The organism is Prevotella heparinolytica (genome assembly GCF_002998535.1).
Classification (GTDB): domain Bacteria; phylum Bacteroidota; class Bacteroidia; order Bacteroidales; family Bacteroidaceae; genus Bacteroides; species Bacteroides heparinolyticus.
The window spans coordinates 1,679,815-1,696,844 of the sequence record NZ_CP027234.1; the positions used below are offsets into that span (position 1 = coordinate 1,679,815).

General features: G+C 51.7%; 14 protein-coding genes. 2 read left to right on the top strand and 12 right to left on the bottom strand.

The window, feature by feature from the left end; all coding sequences use genetic code 11:
* Positions 1-58: 58 nt before the first annotated feature.
* From C3V43_RS06950 to C3V43_RS06995, 10 genes are all read right to left on the bottom strand, one after another.
* Positions 59-352 (bottom strand): PG0541 family transporter-associated protein, encoded by a 294-nt coding sequence (locus C3V43_RS06950; protein WP_106069177.1) that lies wholly within the window; start codon positions 350-352, stop codon positions 59-61.
* A gap of 26 nt (positions 353-378) precedes the next feature.
* On the bottom strand, positions 379-3,528 hold the full coding sequence (locus C3V43_RS06955) for an efflux RND transporter permease subunit (RefSeq protein WP_106069178.1): 3,150 nt from the start codon (positions 3,526-3,528) through the stop codon (positions 379-381).
* A 31-nt stretch (positions 3,529-3,559) separates the two neighbouring features.
* Positions 3,560-4,576, bottom strand: coding sequence for an efflux RND transporter periplasmic adaptor subunit (locus C3V43_RS06960; protein ID WP_106069179.1), 1,017 nt, complete (start codon positions 4,574-4,576; stop codon positions 3,560-3,562).
* Positions 4,577-4,588: 12 nt separating this feature from the next.
* Positions 4,589-5,941: a TolC family protein gene (locus tag C3V43_RS06965; protein WP_106069180.1), complete on the bottom strand. Its 1,353-nt coding sequence runs from the start codon at positions 5,939-5,941 to the stop codon at positions 4,589-4,591.
* Positions 5,938-6,600 (bottom strand): TetR/AcrR family transcriptional regulator, encoded by a 663-nt coding sequence (locus C3V43_RS06970; RefSeq protein WP_106069181.1) that lies wholly within the window; start codon positions 6,598-6,600, stop codon positions 5,938-5,940. The genes C3V43_RS06965 and C3V43_RS06970 overlap by 4 nt, the downstream gene beginning before the upstream one ends.
* Positions 6,601-6,758: 158 nt before the next feature.
* Positions 6,759-8,255, bottom strand: coding sequence for a histidine ammonia-lyase (gene hutH / locus C3V43_RS06975; protein ID WP_106069182.1), 1,497 nt, complete (start codon positions 8,253-8,255; stop codon positions 6,759-6,761).
* Positions 8,252-8,881: a cyclodeaminase/cyclohydrolase family protein gene (locus tag C3V43_RS06980; RefSeq protein WP_106069183.1), complete on the bottom strand. Its 630-nt coding sequence runs from the start codon at positions 8,879-8,881 to the stop codon at positions 8,252-8,254. The genes hutH and C3V43_RS06980 overlap by 4 nt, the downstream gene beginning before the upstream one ends.
* Positions 8,882-8,926: 45 nt before the next feature.
* The gene (gene hutI, locus C3V43_RS06985; RefSeq protein WP_106069184.1) at positions 8,927-10,177 is read right to left on the bottom strand and encodes an imidazolonepropionase; all 1,251 of its coding nucleotides are present in this window, start codon (positions 10,175-10,177) and stop codon (positions 8,927-8,929) included.
* Positions 10,177-11,055, bottom strand: coding sequence for a glutamate formimidoyltransferase (ftcD, locus tag C3V43_RS06990; protein ID WP_106069185.1), 879 nt, complete (start codon positions 11,053-11,055; stop codon positions 10,177-10,179). The genes hutI and ftcD overlap by 1 nt, the downstream gene beginning before the upstream one ends.
* A gap of 160 nt (positions 11,056-11,215) precedes the next feature.
* Positions 11,216-13,216 (bottom strand): urocanate hydratase, encoded by a 2,001-nt coding sequence (locus C3V43_RS06995; RefSeq protein ID WP_106069186.1) that lies wholly within the window; start codon positions 13,214-13,216, stop codon positions 11,216-11,218.
* Positions 13,217-13,560: 344 nt separating this feature from the next.
* Between C3V43_RS06995 and C3V43_RS14770 the strand changes: the two genes are divergently transcribed.
* Complete coding sequence (locus tag C3V43_RS14770) at positions 13,561-13,767, top strand: hypothetical protein (protein ID WP_164996194.1); 207 nt, start codon at positions 13,561-13,563, stop codon at positions 13,765-13,767.
* On the opposite strand, the gene C3V43_RS07000 is transcribed toward C3V43_RS14770, so the two are convergent.
* Together C3V43_RS07000 and C3V43_RS07005 are read right to left on the bottom strand one after the other, a co-directional pair.
* The gene (locus C3V43_RS07000; protein ID WP_106069187.1) at positions 13,743-14,195 is read right to left on the bottom strand and encodes a DUF6078 family protein; all 453 of its coding nucleotides are present in this window, start codon (positions 14,193-14,195) and stop codon (positions 13,743-13,745) included. The genes C3V43_RS14770 and C3V43_RS07000 overlap by 25 nt on opposite strands.
* Before the next feature lie 23 nt (positions 14,196-14,218).
* On the bottom strand, positions 14,219-14,875 hold the full coding sequence (locus C3V43_RS07005; protein WP_106069188.1) for a DUF6563 family protein: 657 nt from the start codon (positions 14,873-14,875) through the stop codon (positions 14,219-14,221).
* 291 nt (positions 14,876-15,166) lie between these two features.
* Here C3V43_RS07005 and C3V43_RS07010 point away from each other — a divergent pair, with 291 nt between their 5' ends.
* On the top strand, positions 15,167-16,996 hold the full coding sequence (locus tag C3V43_RS07010; protein ID WP_106069189.1) for a MutS family DNA mismatch repair protein: 1,830 nt from the start codon (positions 15,167-15,169) through the stop codon (positions 16,994-16,996).
* Positions 16,997-17,030: the final 34 nt, after the last annotated feature.

Below are 17,030 nucleotides of genomic sequence, written 5' to 3' on the forward strand. Positions count from 1 at the left end.
CACCTGAAAGAAAACCGTAAAGAGAGGAGGGGGTGCTCTCTCTTATTACACCGGTCTGTTATATGGACTTCTCAATATTCCATACAAATGCCCGAAGGCCCAACTGCTCCGTTTTCTTGTCCATGCCGTGCAGCACCTCCAGCAGAGGTTCCACCCGCTCATCCTCCACCATTGTGAGGATGGCAGAACACATGGACGGCCATGCGTGGCTGCCGTAATGTGGGTCGCCCGTTTTGCTTCCACGGCCGCGCACCTGCTCCCAATGGGTGAAGCCGCGGCAGTTCAGACGATCCAGTGTGGCGATGATGCGTTCGTAATACGCTTGGTCAAAGGTTATCAATACAGATTTCATACCTTATATATAATATGTTTATAGAATCAGTTATTTTTCTGTGCTGCAAAGTAAGCATCCAGTTCGAGCTGTTTACGCATCTTCCTGCGTTGACGCTTGATACCGATGCCACCGAAGATGCAATACATCGTGGGAACGTAGATCAGTGTCAGGATGGTGGAAACCGTCAGACCGCCAATCACGGCAATGGCCATCGGACTCCACATCTCCGAACCCTGCCCTGTACCGATGGCCATCGGGATCATACCGAGCACGGTGGTCATGGTAGTCATCAATACCGGACGAAGACGGCTCTTGCCGGCTGTGACCACTGCGCTCAAGACCGACCGGCCACGTTCACGGCAAAGGATGGTGTAGTCGATGAGTACGATACCGTTCTTCACCACGATGCCGATCAGCATGATGCTTCCCAGTAAGCTCATTACGCTCAGCGTGGTGTTGGTAAGGAATAATGCCATCAGCACCCCACCTATGGCGAACGGTACAGAGAGGATCAGGATGAAAGGATAGGTTAGCGACTCGAACTGAGCAGCCATCACGATGAATACCAGCAGGATGATGAGGACTCCCAGCGTACCCAAATCTGCGAAAGACTCTTGCTGGTCTTCGAACGAACCGGATACCTGAACGGTGACTTCCGAAGGTATGTCCATCTTGTCGATGATGGCATTACCGGCAGCAACCACTTTGCTCAACGGTACCCCTGAAACAACGGCAGACACCGTCACGATGCGTTGGCGGTCTTTACGCTCGATGGTGGGCGGTGCAAAACGTTCTACCACCGTACCCAATTCCTTGATGCGCACGCCTTCGCCTCTGGCATTATATACCAAGATGTTTTCTATCGCATCAAGACTGGTACGGAACTCCGGCGCATAGCGCACTTTGATGTCGTACTCTTCGCCATCTTCGCGATACCTCGAAGCGATGGAACCATTGATGCGATTGCGCAGATATCCGGCGGCAGTGGTCAGGTTCAAGCCATGCAAGGGCAGTTTCTCGCGGTCGAAGTCCACCTGATATTCCGGCTGATAATCACTCCGGCTGATGTTGACCTCGGATACACCTTCCACTTTAAGTAATGCACGCTTCAGCTTAGCGGCCACGCTGTCGGTCTCGGCCATACTGTAGCCATACACCTCGAAATCGGCAGATGATTGCGCAGCCATACCCGTGTTGTTACCACCGAAGATGACCTGCGCCTTGTTGAACTCGGGATAGTCTTTCAAGTCTTGGCGCATCTCATCGCAGACCGTAGCCAGGGAGATGTCACGGTCGGCAGGGTCTACCAAGCTGATGTTGAAAGAAATAATATGCGAACCGTTTGTTTGCATGGATGCCCATGTATTGTCGGAATCGGCTTGGCCTACGGTATAGTTGCACACCTTCATCACGCCTTTATATTTCGTCATCCATTGTTCGGCCAACCGCTGTGCAATCTCCTGTGCCACTTCCTTACGTGCACCTATGGGTAACTCAAGCTTCACTGCGATGCGGGCATTATCCTGCGCCGGGAAGAACTCGGTACCCACTGCTTTGGCACACAACAAACTAAGAACAAAGAACGCCACACAGCCCGCCAACACCAAAGCACGATGACGCACAGCCCAGTTCAGCAGCCGGGCATAGGCATTATCCAATCCGTCGAGTGTGCGTTCTATCGGCGCAAAGAAGACCAGGAAAGCCTTAGACTGCTTCCGTTGCAGACGGAGCAACTGCGAACAAAGCATCGGCGTGAGAGACAGAGCCGAAACGGTAGAGATGAACATGATGGCACACATCATCCAGCCCAACTGCTTGAACAATACGCCGGACATGCCGGAAATCATGGTGAGCGGGAAGAATACCGCAATCATGGTCAGCGTAGAGGCCACTACCGAGATGGCCACTTCATTCGTGCCATGCACCGCCGCCTGCTTGGGGTCTGAGCCGCGCTCGATGTGCGTAGTGACGTTTTCGAGCACCACAATGGCGTCATCCACCACCATACCGATGGCTATGGACAAAGATGACAACGAAATAATATTGATGGTATTGCCCGAAATTGCCAAATAAATGAACGATGCTATCAGCGAGAGCGGAATCGTGATACAGATAATCAATGTGGCACGCCAACGTCCCAGGAAAAAGAACACCACCAAGACCACGAACAGCAGGGCGTACATCACCGTTTCCGTCAGACTGTCAATTGTGTTCAGAATGTTCTCGGACGTATTGACAATGACACCTAACTTTACATCACTCGGCATATTCTTCTGCAAACGGGGAAGCACCTCCTGCACTTTCCTGGCAATATCTACCGAATTGGCACCTGATTGTTTCTGCACAACTATTATGGCTCCTTTCACTCCGTTGGTGTAAGTTTCTTGCGCACGTTCTTGCACGGTGTCCACTACTTTAGCCACATCTTTCAGATAGACGGTTGCTCCATTGTAAGCACCCACCACAACATCCCCCAACTGCCGGGTATCAGAGAACTCTCCTTCCACACGCAGAGAATAGGTCTCGTTTCCTATATCGAAATTACCGCCGGGCACGTTTCTGTTTTCTGCCCCGATAATGGCACTGATGGTTTCGATGCTTAGATTGTAAGCTTCGAGCTTATAAGGGTCACAATATACTTGGACTTCGCGTTTCGGAGCACCACTGATAGAGACCGTACCCACTCCGGGTATGCGTGCCAAAGTATTCACCACGCGGTCGTCCAGAATCTTGTAAAGTGCAGACCGGCTCTCATTGGCCTGCACAGACAGCAACACAATGGGAATCATGTCCGCGCTGAATTTGAAAATGATGGGGGTCTCCGCAGCATCAGGAAGCACAGAACTTACCATGTCCAGTTTGTCACGCACATCGTTCGTCAACACGTCGATGTCTTCTTTTCCAAACTCGAACTCCAGCGTGATCATAGACATATTCTCCGAAGAACGAGAAGTGATATGCTTCAAGTTGCTGACAGCATTCAGCACATTCTCCAATGGACGAGTCACGTTGTTCTCTATATCCGATGCACTGGCACCGGGATAGGCCGTCATCACCATGATCGTGTTCGTATCGATGTCTGGATACAAATCGATAGGTAGTCTGGACAAAGAGAACAGACCAAATATCACTACTGCCAGAAAGCAGAGCGAGGTCATAATCGGTTTCTTAACCGCACCTTCGTATAAGCTCATATTCTTGAATGATGAATTTTAAAATGATGATTTATTTCTCAACTTCTACTTCCGCACCATTGGTCAGCTTTGCCTGTCCGGCAATCACCACCTGCGAATGGTCGGGTATGCCCGATATGAGCTCGTACTCTTGCCCCATGCGGCGTCCAAGTTCTACCTTGTTATAAGAAACTTTTCCATCCTTATATACATATACATAGCGGTCGCCTGTGCCGGCTTGCTTCACTATGGCCAGGTCGGGCACCACCACGTTGTCTTTTGTTCCGAAGTTGATGGTGACACGGGCGAACATGCCGGGGCGTACCTTCTGGTCACGGTTGGCCAGTTTAATCTCTACCGGGAACGTGCGGGTGTTGGAGTCGATGGTAGGATAGACCAGACTGATTGTTCCCTCGAAAGTCTCATCGCCATAAACATCCAGTCGCACATTCACTTTCTCACCTTTCTTCACTTGCGTGAAGTAGTTCTCGGACGCGTTGATGAGCATCTTCACCGGGGTGATCTGTTCTACGACAAGTACGGGAGTACCACCGGCATACATGTCGCCGTTGTCATAGTTGCGTGCTGTCACCACTCCGTTTATCGGGCTGACCAGCGAAGTGTTCTCCAGCATGTTGTTGTAGGAAGTCCTGCGAATATCCAGATTCATCTTGGCTGCATCCCATTCCGAGCGGGAAACGCCACCTACCTTATAGAGCTCGTCGATGCGGTTGAACTCAACCTCTTGGTTGTCCAACTGAAACTTAAGTTGCTTCAGGTTAGCGGCATCCATGCTCACCAGCTTCTGACCCTTGACCACACGGTCGCCTACTTCCACCCATATCCTGTCAATGCGCACGGGTGATGAAGGGGCGATGCTGTTCTTCACCTCTGCCTCTACCGTAGCTGTATACTCCTGTATCTGCTCTACGGGGCGAGCGGCCACTGCTGCCAGTTTTACTTTCAGTTTCTCTTCCGACTGATTCACGGCATTTTTATCCTTTCCACTGTTGCAAGCGCCCAGCAATGCTACAGCAAGCAGGGCCATCCATTGAAAACCTCTCTTCATATCGTTGATTTTTTACTTTTGTGTGTTAATAATGTAGTCTTTTCCCAAAACTTGTTCAAGGTCGGCCTTAGCCACCAGATAGTTATAAATGGATTGATTATAGGTCAGTTCGGCCTGTGTGAGCTGCACTTGCGACGTGTTCAGTTCCAATACAGTACCCTTTCCCACCTCGTAGCGTTTACCGGCTATCTCTACCGCCTTCTTGGCCTGAAGCACATTCTCCTTGTTGCTGGCTACTTGTTCGGAGCTGGCGGCCATACTGTTTCGATAACTTGTCACCTGCATGTTCAGCTTCCGTTCGGTGTCGATGCGACTCTGTTCCAATTGATTTTTCTGTATACGGTTGGTCTTCAGCTTCGTGAAATTACTGGCCCGATAGAGTGGCATGCTCAAATTGAACATGATTGAAGAACTATGCGGCCAACGGCCGTAATCGAACAAGTTCCAATGATCCTTGTTCAATGCCTGATATTGATAAGAATAGCTCATGCTTAGTTTGGGCAGGAAGTTGGCATGCAGAGCTTTGGTATTCAGTTCCAGCAGCTTCCGGTTCAGTTCCAGTTGTTTCATGGCAGAATTGGTTGCCAACCTGTCATCCAACGGTTCCAACTGGGTAGCAAACAAATCGGTTTCGTACCGGGCCAGACTGTCGGCAATCCGAAGTGTCACATCAGCCGTAACGCCCATCAGCACCTTCAGTTGTAATCCGGCAAGCGTAACCGCATTAGCGGCCGAAATCAGATTGGGCTTTACACTGCGCATCTGCACCTCGGCACTGATCTTGTCGAACTCGCTGACCTTGCCTTGCCGGAACTTTGCATTAACCACCTCATAGTTCTCTTCAGCTACCTTATAACTCTGCTGCAACACCTCGTAAGAGTCTTGCGCCAGCATCAACTGATAGTAGGCCTTCGTTACCTGATTCACCAAATCGAGTTTGGAAGCACGCGATTTCTCCACCGCCAATGCTATGTCTGCCTTTGTTATCGACATGGCTCGATAAACACTGGGGGCAAACAGAGGAAGACTGACACTCAACACTCCCGTCGCCGTGTTCGAGTTGTCTCGCCCCATCTTGAAGGATTGCCCGCCAAAGTTGATTTCAGCTGCCGTAATGGTATGGTTCAGCGTACCTGTAAGCCCCGCTTCGGGCAAAAGGTTTTGCCATGTCTCCTTATAGGCCACTTTCTTCAAAGCTATCTCCTCTTCGGCCACTTTGATGGTAGGATTATCGCTCAGCGCTATTTCCAGTGCCTTGTCGAGATTCAGAGTCAGGGCTTCCGTAGCCTCTTGCGCCCTTGCATGACCGCCTGCACACATCAGTACGGCAGCCAGCAGCAGCGTTCTCATTTTCTGCATCTTCATAAATCAGTATTTAATTTATTTATTAAGTTCTTTCTATATTCACGGATAAAATCTTCCAGCATCTTGCCGCCCTTCTCCGTAGAGATGCCACGCAAAAAAGTGAACATAATGGATTCGTAAACAGCTATAAAGGAGTATTGGTTGCAGATGTCCGAATTCATCAGCAAATCGAGTTGGTTGTACACTAACAATCCGGCAATGGAAAAGTTGATATCATCGCGGAAAAGACCCTGACGGACACCCTCTTTGAAAAATTTGAGTGTCTCTTCCGAGTCATGACGACGGCGACCGTCCATCAGTTGAAAAGCCTTGGGATATTTCTTAATGTCTTCAAAGAAACTCTTGTTCGTGGCATGATACTTCTCTATGATCCACAGAAACATGCGCAACACTACTTCCATTACATTGTCGGTAGTGGAGAGAATACTATTCACAAACTCATCACTCTCTTTTTGCTTTTTGCGGATGCACTCTTCCAACAGCGTTTCTTTATCAGGAAACACTTCATAGAGAGTACGTTTGGAGATACCCAAGGACGCAGCAATATCGTCCATGGTAATACTTTTAATGCCATGTTCCATGAAGGAACTCATGGCTACACCGATAATACGTTCTTTCAGTTCCGCCCGCGATGCTGTCCTTTTCGTTTGCCCGCTCATTTTCCGCTTTGTTTATCCTTAAAAATTAATTACCGCTCCATATCGGAACAAATACGGGACAAAGATAGAAAGAAAACGAAATTCGCTAATTCAGTTTTCTTTCTATTTCATTAAGAATTAATAAATATTATGGTTATTGCATGCTTATTGATGAGAAATCAATACTCGAACTTGGTTCTGTTCAAGAAAGCCACCGTCTTATGAATTTCCTTATACATCACGATGTCTTCTTTTACAAATGGCACTTCTTTGCGATACTCATGCAGAAAACGTTCCAAAACGGGCGAGGTCTTTGCCGGTCTGCGGAAGTCGATGCCTTGAGCAGCGTTCATTAACTCGATGGCAAGAATATGCTCCAAGTTGCCCATAATGCGATAGAGTTTGGTGGCTGCATTGGCTCCCATACTGACATGGTCTTCCTGTCCGTTGCTGGAGACAATGGAGTCGCTGCTGGCAGCATAACAATACATCTTGTTCTGGCTCACCATAGAAGCCGCCGCATATTGGGGTATCATAAAACCGGAGTTCAAGCCGGGATTGGCAACCAGAAATTCCGGCAGCCCGCGCAATCCCATGATGAGTTGGGCCACCCGGCGTTCGGAGATATTTCCCAGTTCGGCAAGGGCAATGCCGAGAAAATCATACGAAATGGCCAACGGCTGTCCGTGGAAGTTACCGCCGGAAATGATGCGGTCTTCGTCGGGAAAGATGGTAGGATTATCCGTAACGGAGTTTATCTCGGTCAGCAGCACGGACGATACATAGCGAATGGCATCTTTCGTTGCACCATGTACTTGAGGAATGCAACGGAAAGAGTACGGGTCTTGCACGTGCTGCTTGGGGCGGGCTATCAGTTCGCTCCCATCCAGCAGTTTGCGGAAGTTCTCGCCGGTTTCTATCTGTCCTTTGTGCGGCCTAATCTGCTGGATGCAATCCATGAACGGGTCGATGCGTCCGTCGAAGGCTTCGAGCGAAAGGGCAGCAATCAAATCGGCCTTCCTTGAAAGACGGAAAGCCTTCAGGATGGCAAAGACGCCGTTGGCACTCATGAATTGAGTTCCGTTGAGCAATGCCAGCCCTTCCTTGCTCATCAGCTTCACGGGTTCCCAACCAAACTCATCGAGCACGCTGATGGCTTCGCGCTTCTTACCTTTGTAATAAACGTCGCCCACACCGATGAGGGGCAGGAAGAGATTGGCAAGCGGGGCGAGGTCGCCCGATGCGCCCAACGAACCCCGGTCGTAGACAATGGGCATCACGTCGTTGTTGAAGAAATCGAGGATGCGCTGCACGGTGATGACCTGCACACCGCTATGTCCCAAAGAAAGGGCATGCGCTTTGAGCAGCATCATCAGCTTGATGATGACCGGCCGTATCTCCTCGCCTACACTGCAAGCATGGCTCTTTATCAGGTTTTCCTGCAAGGCACCCAGCTCGTCCTGCGAGATGTTCTTGCTGCATAAAGAGCCGAAACCAGTGGTGATGCCATACAGAGGCTCTTCGGACTCCGCAATCTTTTTGTCCAGATAATCGCGGCATCGCTGTATGCGCTGCTTGGCTTCGGGAGCCAGCTCCAGCTTCAGGTTCTCATTGATGATGCGTTCGATGAGGTCGAAGGTCAGCTCACCCGAACCTACATAATAGACATTGTTCATACCTTCAGTTCTTGATTGATTTCATCCAACAGTTCTTTCTCCTTTGCACAGGCAAGGCGTTCCAACTCGTCGGCCTCGTTGCTGAGCATGGCAACAAACTCCTTATCCTTCAGCGAACCGAGGTTGATGCGTACATTCATCAGCGCACCCAGCACAGAGGAGCGGGCGGACATCATGGCCACGCAGGCATCGGTGACGGCATTACGGTTGCCCAAGCGAGCCACGTCCATGATGAGTGTCATCAGTTCGTAGGCATTGCGTGCCACCTGCATCGGGACAAGGGCGGCAAATTTGGTGGCTTCCTGAATGGCGGCGCTGCGTGCGGCTTTCTCTTCGTCCGTGGCTTTCGGCATCTTGAAACAGGCAAACACGGCGTCATAGGCTTCCGAGTCGCGGTCTATATCTTTCACAAAAGTTTCTTTTTGCTGCAAAGCAAGTTTGGCGATATGCCCCATCAGTTCTTCATGAAGTTCATAGCCTTTCTTTCCAAGGGTAAGATTGGCAACCATAGCAGCCAAAGCAGAAGCTATGGCTCCGTTCAATGCGGCAATGCTTCCGCCACCGGGAACGGGATCACTGCCCGCCACCTTATCCAAGAAATCTTTAACGGTTAAATCTACTAACATAGTATGTACTCTTTTTTAAGTTATAAGGTTATTACGTATTTTAGTTCAAGGTGTGGGATACAATACCCCTTCCTTGATTGTGGTATTGACACAATTCATCCCTATATAATAAGGTAGGAAATGATAATTATCCGTATTCAGCACAACCATATCGCCCTTTTTACCAACTTCGATGCTGCCGATGCTGCCGGCACGGTTCAGGGCGGCCGCACCATTCAGGGTCAGGGCGGTGATGGCTTCTTCAATGCTCATCTTCATATAGATGCAAGCCAAAGCGAATGTAAGAGGAATGGACCCGGAGAAGCAACTGCCGGGATTCAGGTCGGTGGCAAGCGCCACGGCACAACCGGCATCAATCATCTCCCGCCCACGGGCATAGGGTTCTTTCAGCGCAAAGGCTGTCAATGGAAGCAAGGTAGCCACCACACCCTTGTCGGCCATAGCCTGTATGTCGGCATCGGAAGCGTGCAGCAGATGGTCGGCCGAGACGGCAGAGAGTTCGGCAGCCAATCCGGCACCGCCCAAAGGCACAATCTCGTCGGCATGGAGTTTCAACGCAAGCCCCATCTCTTTGGCGGCGAGCAACAGCCGGCGCGACTGCCCGATGGAAAAGACGCCCTGTTCGCAGAAGACGTCGCAAAACTCAGCCAAGTCATTTTGAACTACGCAAGGCATCACTTCGCGGATGAGATAATCCACGTATTCGTCGGTGCGCCCGCCGTATTCGGGCGGAACGGCATGTGCGCCAAGAAAAGTGGAAACGATGTCTACCCGCTTATGTTCGTCATTATGGAGGCTGCGCATCACACGGAGCTGAAGGAACTCGGTCTCTTTATCCAATCCGTATCCGCTTTTACCTTCCACGGTGGTGACTCCCATGGCACTCATCTGTTTCAGGAATCCTTCGGCTTTACTGCGCAGGCGCACAAAGTTGGAGGCGCGGGTGGCTTTCACCGTGCTGACAATGCCGCCGCCACGCTGCATGATGGACATGTAGCTCTCGCCCTTCAAACGCCATGAGAACTCTTCGGCACGCTCGCCGCCAAACACGAAATGCGTATGAGAGTCTACGAAACCGGGCAACAGGCACTTGCCACGGGCATTGTAGTGCCAATAACGATGGTAATAGCCGTCACGGTTCTCGCCACGATTCTCGCCGACGTAGGTTATCGTGCCATCGGTTACCTCCACCGTAGCATTGTCGATGATGCGCAGTTTGCCCATCTCCCCGCCGCGACGAGCTGAGAAACCGACGGGCGTGACAACACGCGCATTGAAGATGATCAGGTTCTCCATTACAGCACTTGCTTCATCGTGAAATTCTCCAGCCCCAGATAATAGGCCGCCGTGTCAACCAACGCCTCGACAGGCACCAGACCGATGATTTCGCTCCCTACGATGCTGACGCCGTAGCGGCGGGCTTCGATGCGTACCAACTCGAAAGCACGATAAAGGGCGGTGCGGGTATAGTCCGTCATGTTGATGGAGACTTGGGTGATGCCACGGTCTTTCAGTTCCACGCCCATCGCTTTGCAATAGCGCAGACCGCCGCCGATGAAGCGTATCTTCTTGGCGATATCGTGGGCTATCTCCAGACTGGGGGTGCTGAGGTTGATGTTGTATGCTATCAGGGGCATGCGTGCTCCGATGGCTACCGTTCCTGCGGTGGGATGCCGGCGGGCCGGACCGAAATCGGGCTGCCATTCGGGTTGTGTTATCTTCTCGGCCATGCCTTCAAACTCTCCTTTGCGGATGGCGGCCAGATTCTCGCGGTGCGGGGCCGTAGCCGACTTCTCGTACAGGAAGACGGGCAGGTCGTAGCGTTTGGCCACCTCCTCGCCCACCTCTCTGGAGAGTGCGATGGCATCTTCCATCGTCACGTTCTTTATCGGGATGAAAGGAACCACGTCTACCGCTCCCATGCGGGGGTGCTGCCCCTGATGCTTGTTCAGGTCGATGAGCCGGACGGCTATGCCGATGGCTTCGAGCACGGCGTCGCGCAACGGTTCGGGTTCGCCCACCACGGTAACTACCAGCCGGTTATGGTCTTCATCGTTGCTGTAATCCAGCAGTTTCACACCTTGACGGGCACGGAAAGGGGCCACAATCTTGTCTATCTTCTCCAAATCGCGTCCTTCGCTGAAATTGGGGACACACTCCATTACTTTGTCCATACTGTTATATTAATAAAAGGAGCCTCACCTCCCGACCACTCCCCCCGTAGGGAAGGGAGAAGCGGGTGTCGGGATAAGGCCGGGGTAATTAATTTGTTTATTTATTGTTTCTGATTTAATCGACTATGCATTCGGGAACTTCATCGCTTTGCACTCTTTCTTATCCTTTTTTCGGGAAAGGGGCGGCGACGAGGCTTTGTATCAGGTTTTCGTCGGCCACATAGGGCATGGTGATGTGGTATCCGTCGGCATGCGTGCGGTTGAACTCGTCGCTCGTCTCCATGGCATGCGGGTTGCGTGCCCACGAGCGGCGTGCCACACCTCCCATTACGTCCCACAACATGGCGGAACGCAATATCTCGTCCACCCGTTCGGAGCCGTCGCACACCATACCGAAGCCTCCGTTCACGGCTTTGCCGATGCCCACGCCTCCACCGTTGTGCAGCGCCACGAGGCTCATGCCACGGGCACAGTTTCCGGCAAAGCACTGTACGGCCATATCCGCCATGACGTTACTGCCGTCTTTTATGTTGGAGGTTTCGCGGAACGGGGAATCCGTTCCGCTGACATCGTGGTGGTCTCGTCCCAACATAATGGGGCCTACTTCGCCGCGACGCACCATCTCATTGAAGCGCAAGGCTATCTTCATGCGCCCTTCGGCATCCTGATAGAGGATGCGGGCCTGCGTGCCTACAACGAGATTGTTCTTCTCGGCATCGCGAATCCAGTTGTAATTGTCCAAATCCTGCCCACGGCGATTGGGGTCGATGCACTCCATGGCGGCACGGTCTGTCTTCACCAAATCCTCGTGCTTCCCGCTGAGGCACACCCAACGGAACGGACCGTAGCCGTAGTCGAAGAGTTCGGGCCCCATGATGTCTTCCACGTAGCTGGGGAAGATGAAGCCGTTTTTGTCGTCGCCGTCGCGCGCAATTTGGCGCACACCGGCGTCGTAGACAGCTTTCATGAAAGAGTTGCCGTAGTCGAAGAAGTAAGTGCCCCGCTTCACCAGCGTTTCGATGGCTTTGAAATGGCGCTCCAGAGAAGCGTCGACCAGTGTGCGGAACTGCTCCGGATTTTCGTGCAGCAGACGGGTGCGTTGCCCGAACGTCAGTCCGGCCGGACAATAACCGCCCTCGTATGCGGCATGGCAGGAAGTCTGGTCGGAAAGCAAGTCTACCGACAGGTTCTCGCTTACGGCATATTCCAGCACGTCGACCACGTTTCCATGATAGGCCACGGAGATAGGGCGGCGGTTCTCCATCGCCTGCCGTGCCAGTGCAAAAGCTTCGGGCAGCGAGTCTGTGACGTGCCCCACCCACCCTTGCGTGTGGCGGGTCTCGATGCGCGATGCATCTACCTCGGCAATGATTGCAGCCGCTCCGGCCATCTCGGCGGCTTTGGGTTGTGCGCCGCTCATTCCGCCCAAGCCGGAGGAGACGAAGAGACGTCCCCGCAGGTCGCCGTCTTGCGGAATGCCCAATTTCAAACGCCCAGCATTCAGCAAGGTGTTGAACGTGCCGTGCACGATGCCCTGCGGCCCGATGTACATCCAGCCGCCGGCAGTCATCTGACCGTAGTTGGCAACGCCCATCTGCATGGCCGTGTGCCAGTCCTTCGGATTGTCATAAAGCCCCACCATCAAGGCATTGGTGATGATGACACGGGGAGCTTCGGGCTTCGACTTGAACAGTCCCAACGGGTGTCCGCTTTCGATGACCAGCGTCTGCTCGCGCGTCAGCACTTCCAGGTATTGCTTGATGAGACGGTATTGCATCCAGTTTTGGCACACCTGACCCGTTTCGCCGTAAGTGACCAGTTCGTAGGGATAAAGCGCAATGTCGAAGCAAAGGTTGTTGTCAATCATCACCTGAAAGGCCTTGCCCTCCACGCAATTGCCTTTATATTCGTCGATGGGTTTCGCTTTCAGGTCGCCCTGCGGACGGTAGCGGTAGCCGTAGATGCGGCCACGGGTGCGAAGTTCTTCCATGAACTCCGGGGCAAGCGTTTCGTGCAATTCCTTGGGGATATAACGCAATGCATTCTTCAAAGCCGTGGCAGTCTGTGCCTGATTAAGGGTATAGCCACGGTCGGGTGCCCGCCTGATTCCCTCGACGAAGGAGGGATATGGAGGCAATGTTTTACTTAAGGTTATCTCCATAGTATTTCAGAGAGTTGGTTACAATTTGTCAAAAGATGCAGCCTTGCATCCGCCGCAATATAGAAATAATTCCCAATATTCGCAATAGTATGGGCAGATTATTTATCATTTAGTCAGCAGGTTTTTATCCTTACCATGCCATGCCCGCTCTTGTGGAAAGCCGGCTTCCGGATTTCTCCGCCTTCCGATAAAAGGAATGTCCCCCTACATCTTTTACTTGCACACGTCCGGAATGTAAGTTTGCTTTCTTGCAAAGGTACTGCACGATTACTGCAACAGTGTTGCAGCGGCACTGCATCCATACTTGCAGTAGCACTGCAAAAGGCTTGCAGTGATACTGCAACATGTTTGCAGCAACTCTGCAACAAGCTTGCAGCGACTTTGCAACGCCTTTGCAGCAGAGCTGCGACATCTTTGCAGCGCTTCAGCCACCCGCAGGCAAGAAAAACGCCATCGGCTTGCAGCAAAACAGCAAACCGATGGCGACAGACCTGCCCTGTGCAGGCAATGCGACAACAACAGGCAACTACCACGCCAGCCCATATTCATAGCCGTCGAACCGTGGCGTTATATCCAGTCCGGCAGCTTTGAACACATGGGCTATCCGCTGTTGCTCTTCGGGCGTAATCAGCCGTTCGCCCTTGCGGCTATGATAATAGTAACGCTCGCACGAGAAACATCCCATCACACGAAGGCGTATCTCGGAAGCCCGCTTCAAGGGCACTTCGTCAAAAAGGCGGGTCATGCCCCGGGCATAATGCAACAGTTCGTTGGAACGATAGCAGGCGCAGGCAGAAAAGTCGGACAAACGACCGACATAAAGCGGGTTGACCGCATGAACCGTCTGCGGCTGGGGTTCTTCACTCTCGGAAAGCAGTCGCGCCGCTATGGCGCGCAGACAAGTAGACGCCTTGGAGCACTTGCCAGCACCCGCAAAGCAATACTCGTACCCTTGAGGCACGTTTTGCAATAATATCATGTTCAGTGTTTAGTGATAAGTGATTAGTATTGATGGTCAGGAGAGGGAGATTGCTCACGAAGAAAGTGCAGGTATTTGCCGATGACCCCTGCCGCATCGCTTACCTCGTTCTCAAGCAAGGCTTGTTGTTCGGGATATCCGTCCAACAGGCGCATCATCTGCTCTCTTCCCACAAAGTCCGACTTTCCCGTTTCAGGATTCAACTCATAGTATACACGCGCATTTACCAAATTGCTGGCATTAATGGCATCTCCCACTTCACCTCCCAGTTTCGTGGCATCATCGGGAGTCATGGTACTGGCAGCCGCTTGCCCCAAAGGTTGGGCAGTGAAATAGATTTTTCCACACACCCATATGGCAGGTGCATACCAATTGCCGAAACGATAGCTCTTGTAGCGCATCTTCCTGCAATTGACATACAACGAAGTATCTATCCGCACAGCGTAACAGCGCGATTTCAGGTATTTGCAAAGTCCGGGATTATCGTCTGCCATGATACGATAATCGGCACCTCCCGTCAAATAAATCTGATTCTTTGTCCGCTTTTCTATTCTCAAAGTGGTCACCGTATCGCCACTGTTTTCAACCAATTCCTTTAAATTAGAATACATTACCTGCTGTGCCGCACTTGGCAACACCCACAGCAATGTCAAAATGCCTAACATCCACCGCTTTTTCATATCCTATCTCCTCCTTGTTGATTCTTTGTTTTCTTGACCGAAAGATACACTTTTTATAGAAAGCAGACAAACATTTGGGCGAAAAAGACAAAAATTTATCAACATCCGGGAATTTCTACTATTTCTCCATCCTCTCCTCAGGACACCTCCGATAAGCATCGCATCTTCAATAAACACGTCCCCTCCACCAATGGCAGCGACCGATAAGGCAGTTCCCGATGACTTCTATTGTGAGAACCGTCCTCATTTATTACCTTTGCGCCATCATATCACCACGTAAATATCAAGGAAATGAACAACATAGAAGAGATAAGCGCCACCTACCGCCGCATTGCGGAAAATTCGAAATCGGAACTGAACAAAGTACAGCAGCAGATTTATCGCATCGGCACTTTGCGGCTGTTGTTATTCGTCGGCGGAATAGCGGGAGTGATTTATTTTCGGGCCGAAAGCTGGGAGATACCGGCCGGCATCGTCCTCATCACCCTCTTGCCCTTCCTGTTGCTCATCAAATACCACAACCGCCTGTTCTACCGGAAAGATTATCTGGAAAAGAAAGTGGAAATCAACGAACAGGAACTGGCAGCCCTCGACTACGACACTTCCGCTTTCGATGACGGAGAAGAGTTTATCAACCCCGCCCATCTCTACTCTTTCGATTTGGATGTATTCGGTCCGCACTCTTTGTTCCAATACATCAACCGCACATGCACCCGCTTGGGGAAAACCCGGCTGGCCGACTGGATGGGGCGGCATTTGGAAGATAAGCAGGAAATCGAAAAGCGGCAGGAAGCTGTCAAGGAGCTTGCTCCCGAACTGAAATTCCGGCAACGCTTCCGCATCCTCGGTCTGCTGCACAAAGGGAAAAGCGCCGATGAAACGGAACTGAAGGCTTGGGCGGAAAGTCCCGCCGTGTTTCGGACTAAAAAGTTATTGCGTGCCTTGCCCATAGCGGTGACGGGCATCAACGTCCTATGCATCGGTCTTGTGGTGGCAGGCATCCTGCCCGCAACCTTCTATGGCATCGTCTGGATTGGTTTCGTTGCCGCAGGTTTCAGCTTCACCGGCAGAATCACCAAGATACAAGCCATCTATGGGAAGAAGCTGCAAATTCTTTCCACGTATGCCGGCCTGCTCCGCCTCATGGAGAAACACCCTGTGCAATCTGCCCTGCTCAAAGAGATAAAAGAGGAAATCGGCGGAGAAAAGCGGAAAGCATCCCACGCCATCCATCGGCTAAGCAAACTGATGGACGAACTCGACCAGCGCAACAACGTATTCATGTACATCACTCTCAACGGACTGTTCTTTTGGGAATTGCGCCAGATTATGCGCATAGAAGCATGGAAAGAGCAGTATGCCTCCGACCTGCCCCGTTGGCTCACCGCCCTCGGCCACATGGATGCCCTCAATTCTTTGGCCACGTTTGCCTACAACCATCCGGATTACACCTACCCCGCCATCATCGAGAGAACGGACACAAGCACCGTTTCCTTCCGCTTCCGCGCCACCTCCATGGGGCATCCGTTGATGAACCGGAACACCTGCGTACACAACGACATCGACATGGAAAAGCGCCCGTTCTTCATCATCATTACCGGTGCCAACATGGCAGGAAAAAGCACTTATCTGCGCACCGTGGGCGTCAACTACCTGCTGGCCTGCATCGGCACTCCGGTATGCGCCCGCCAAATGGAAGTACGCCCGGCCCGGCTCATCACCAGCCTGCGCACATCGGACTCGCTGAACAACAACGAGTCTTACTTCTTCGCCGAACTCAAACGGTTGAAACTTATCATCGACAAGCTACACGCCGGCGAAGAACTGTTCATCATCCTCGACGAAATCCTGAAAGGTACTAACTCCATGGACAAACAAAAAGGCTCTTTCGCCCTCATCAAGCAGTTCATGTCTCTGCAAGCCAACGGCATCATTGCCACCCACGACCTGCTGTTGGGCACACTCGCCGAATCTTTCCCCGACAACATCCGCAACTGTTGCTTTGAAGCCGATATCACAGACAACGGTTTGACCTTCTCATACCGTATGCGTCCCGGCATAGCCCGGAACATGAACGCTTGTTTCCTGATGAAGAAAATGGGCATTGCCGTTGCCGACTGAATCTGCCCGGTCCGGAATCGGACTATTGAAGAAT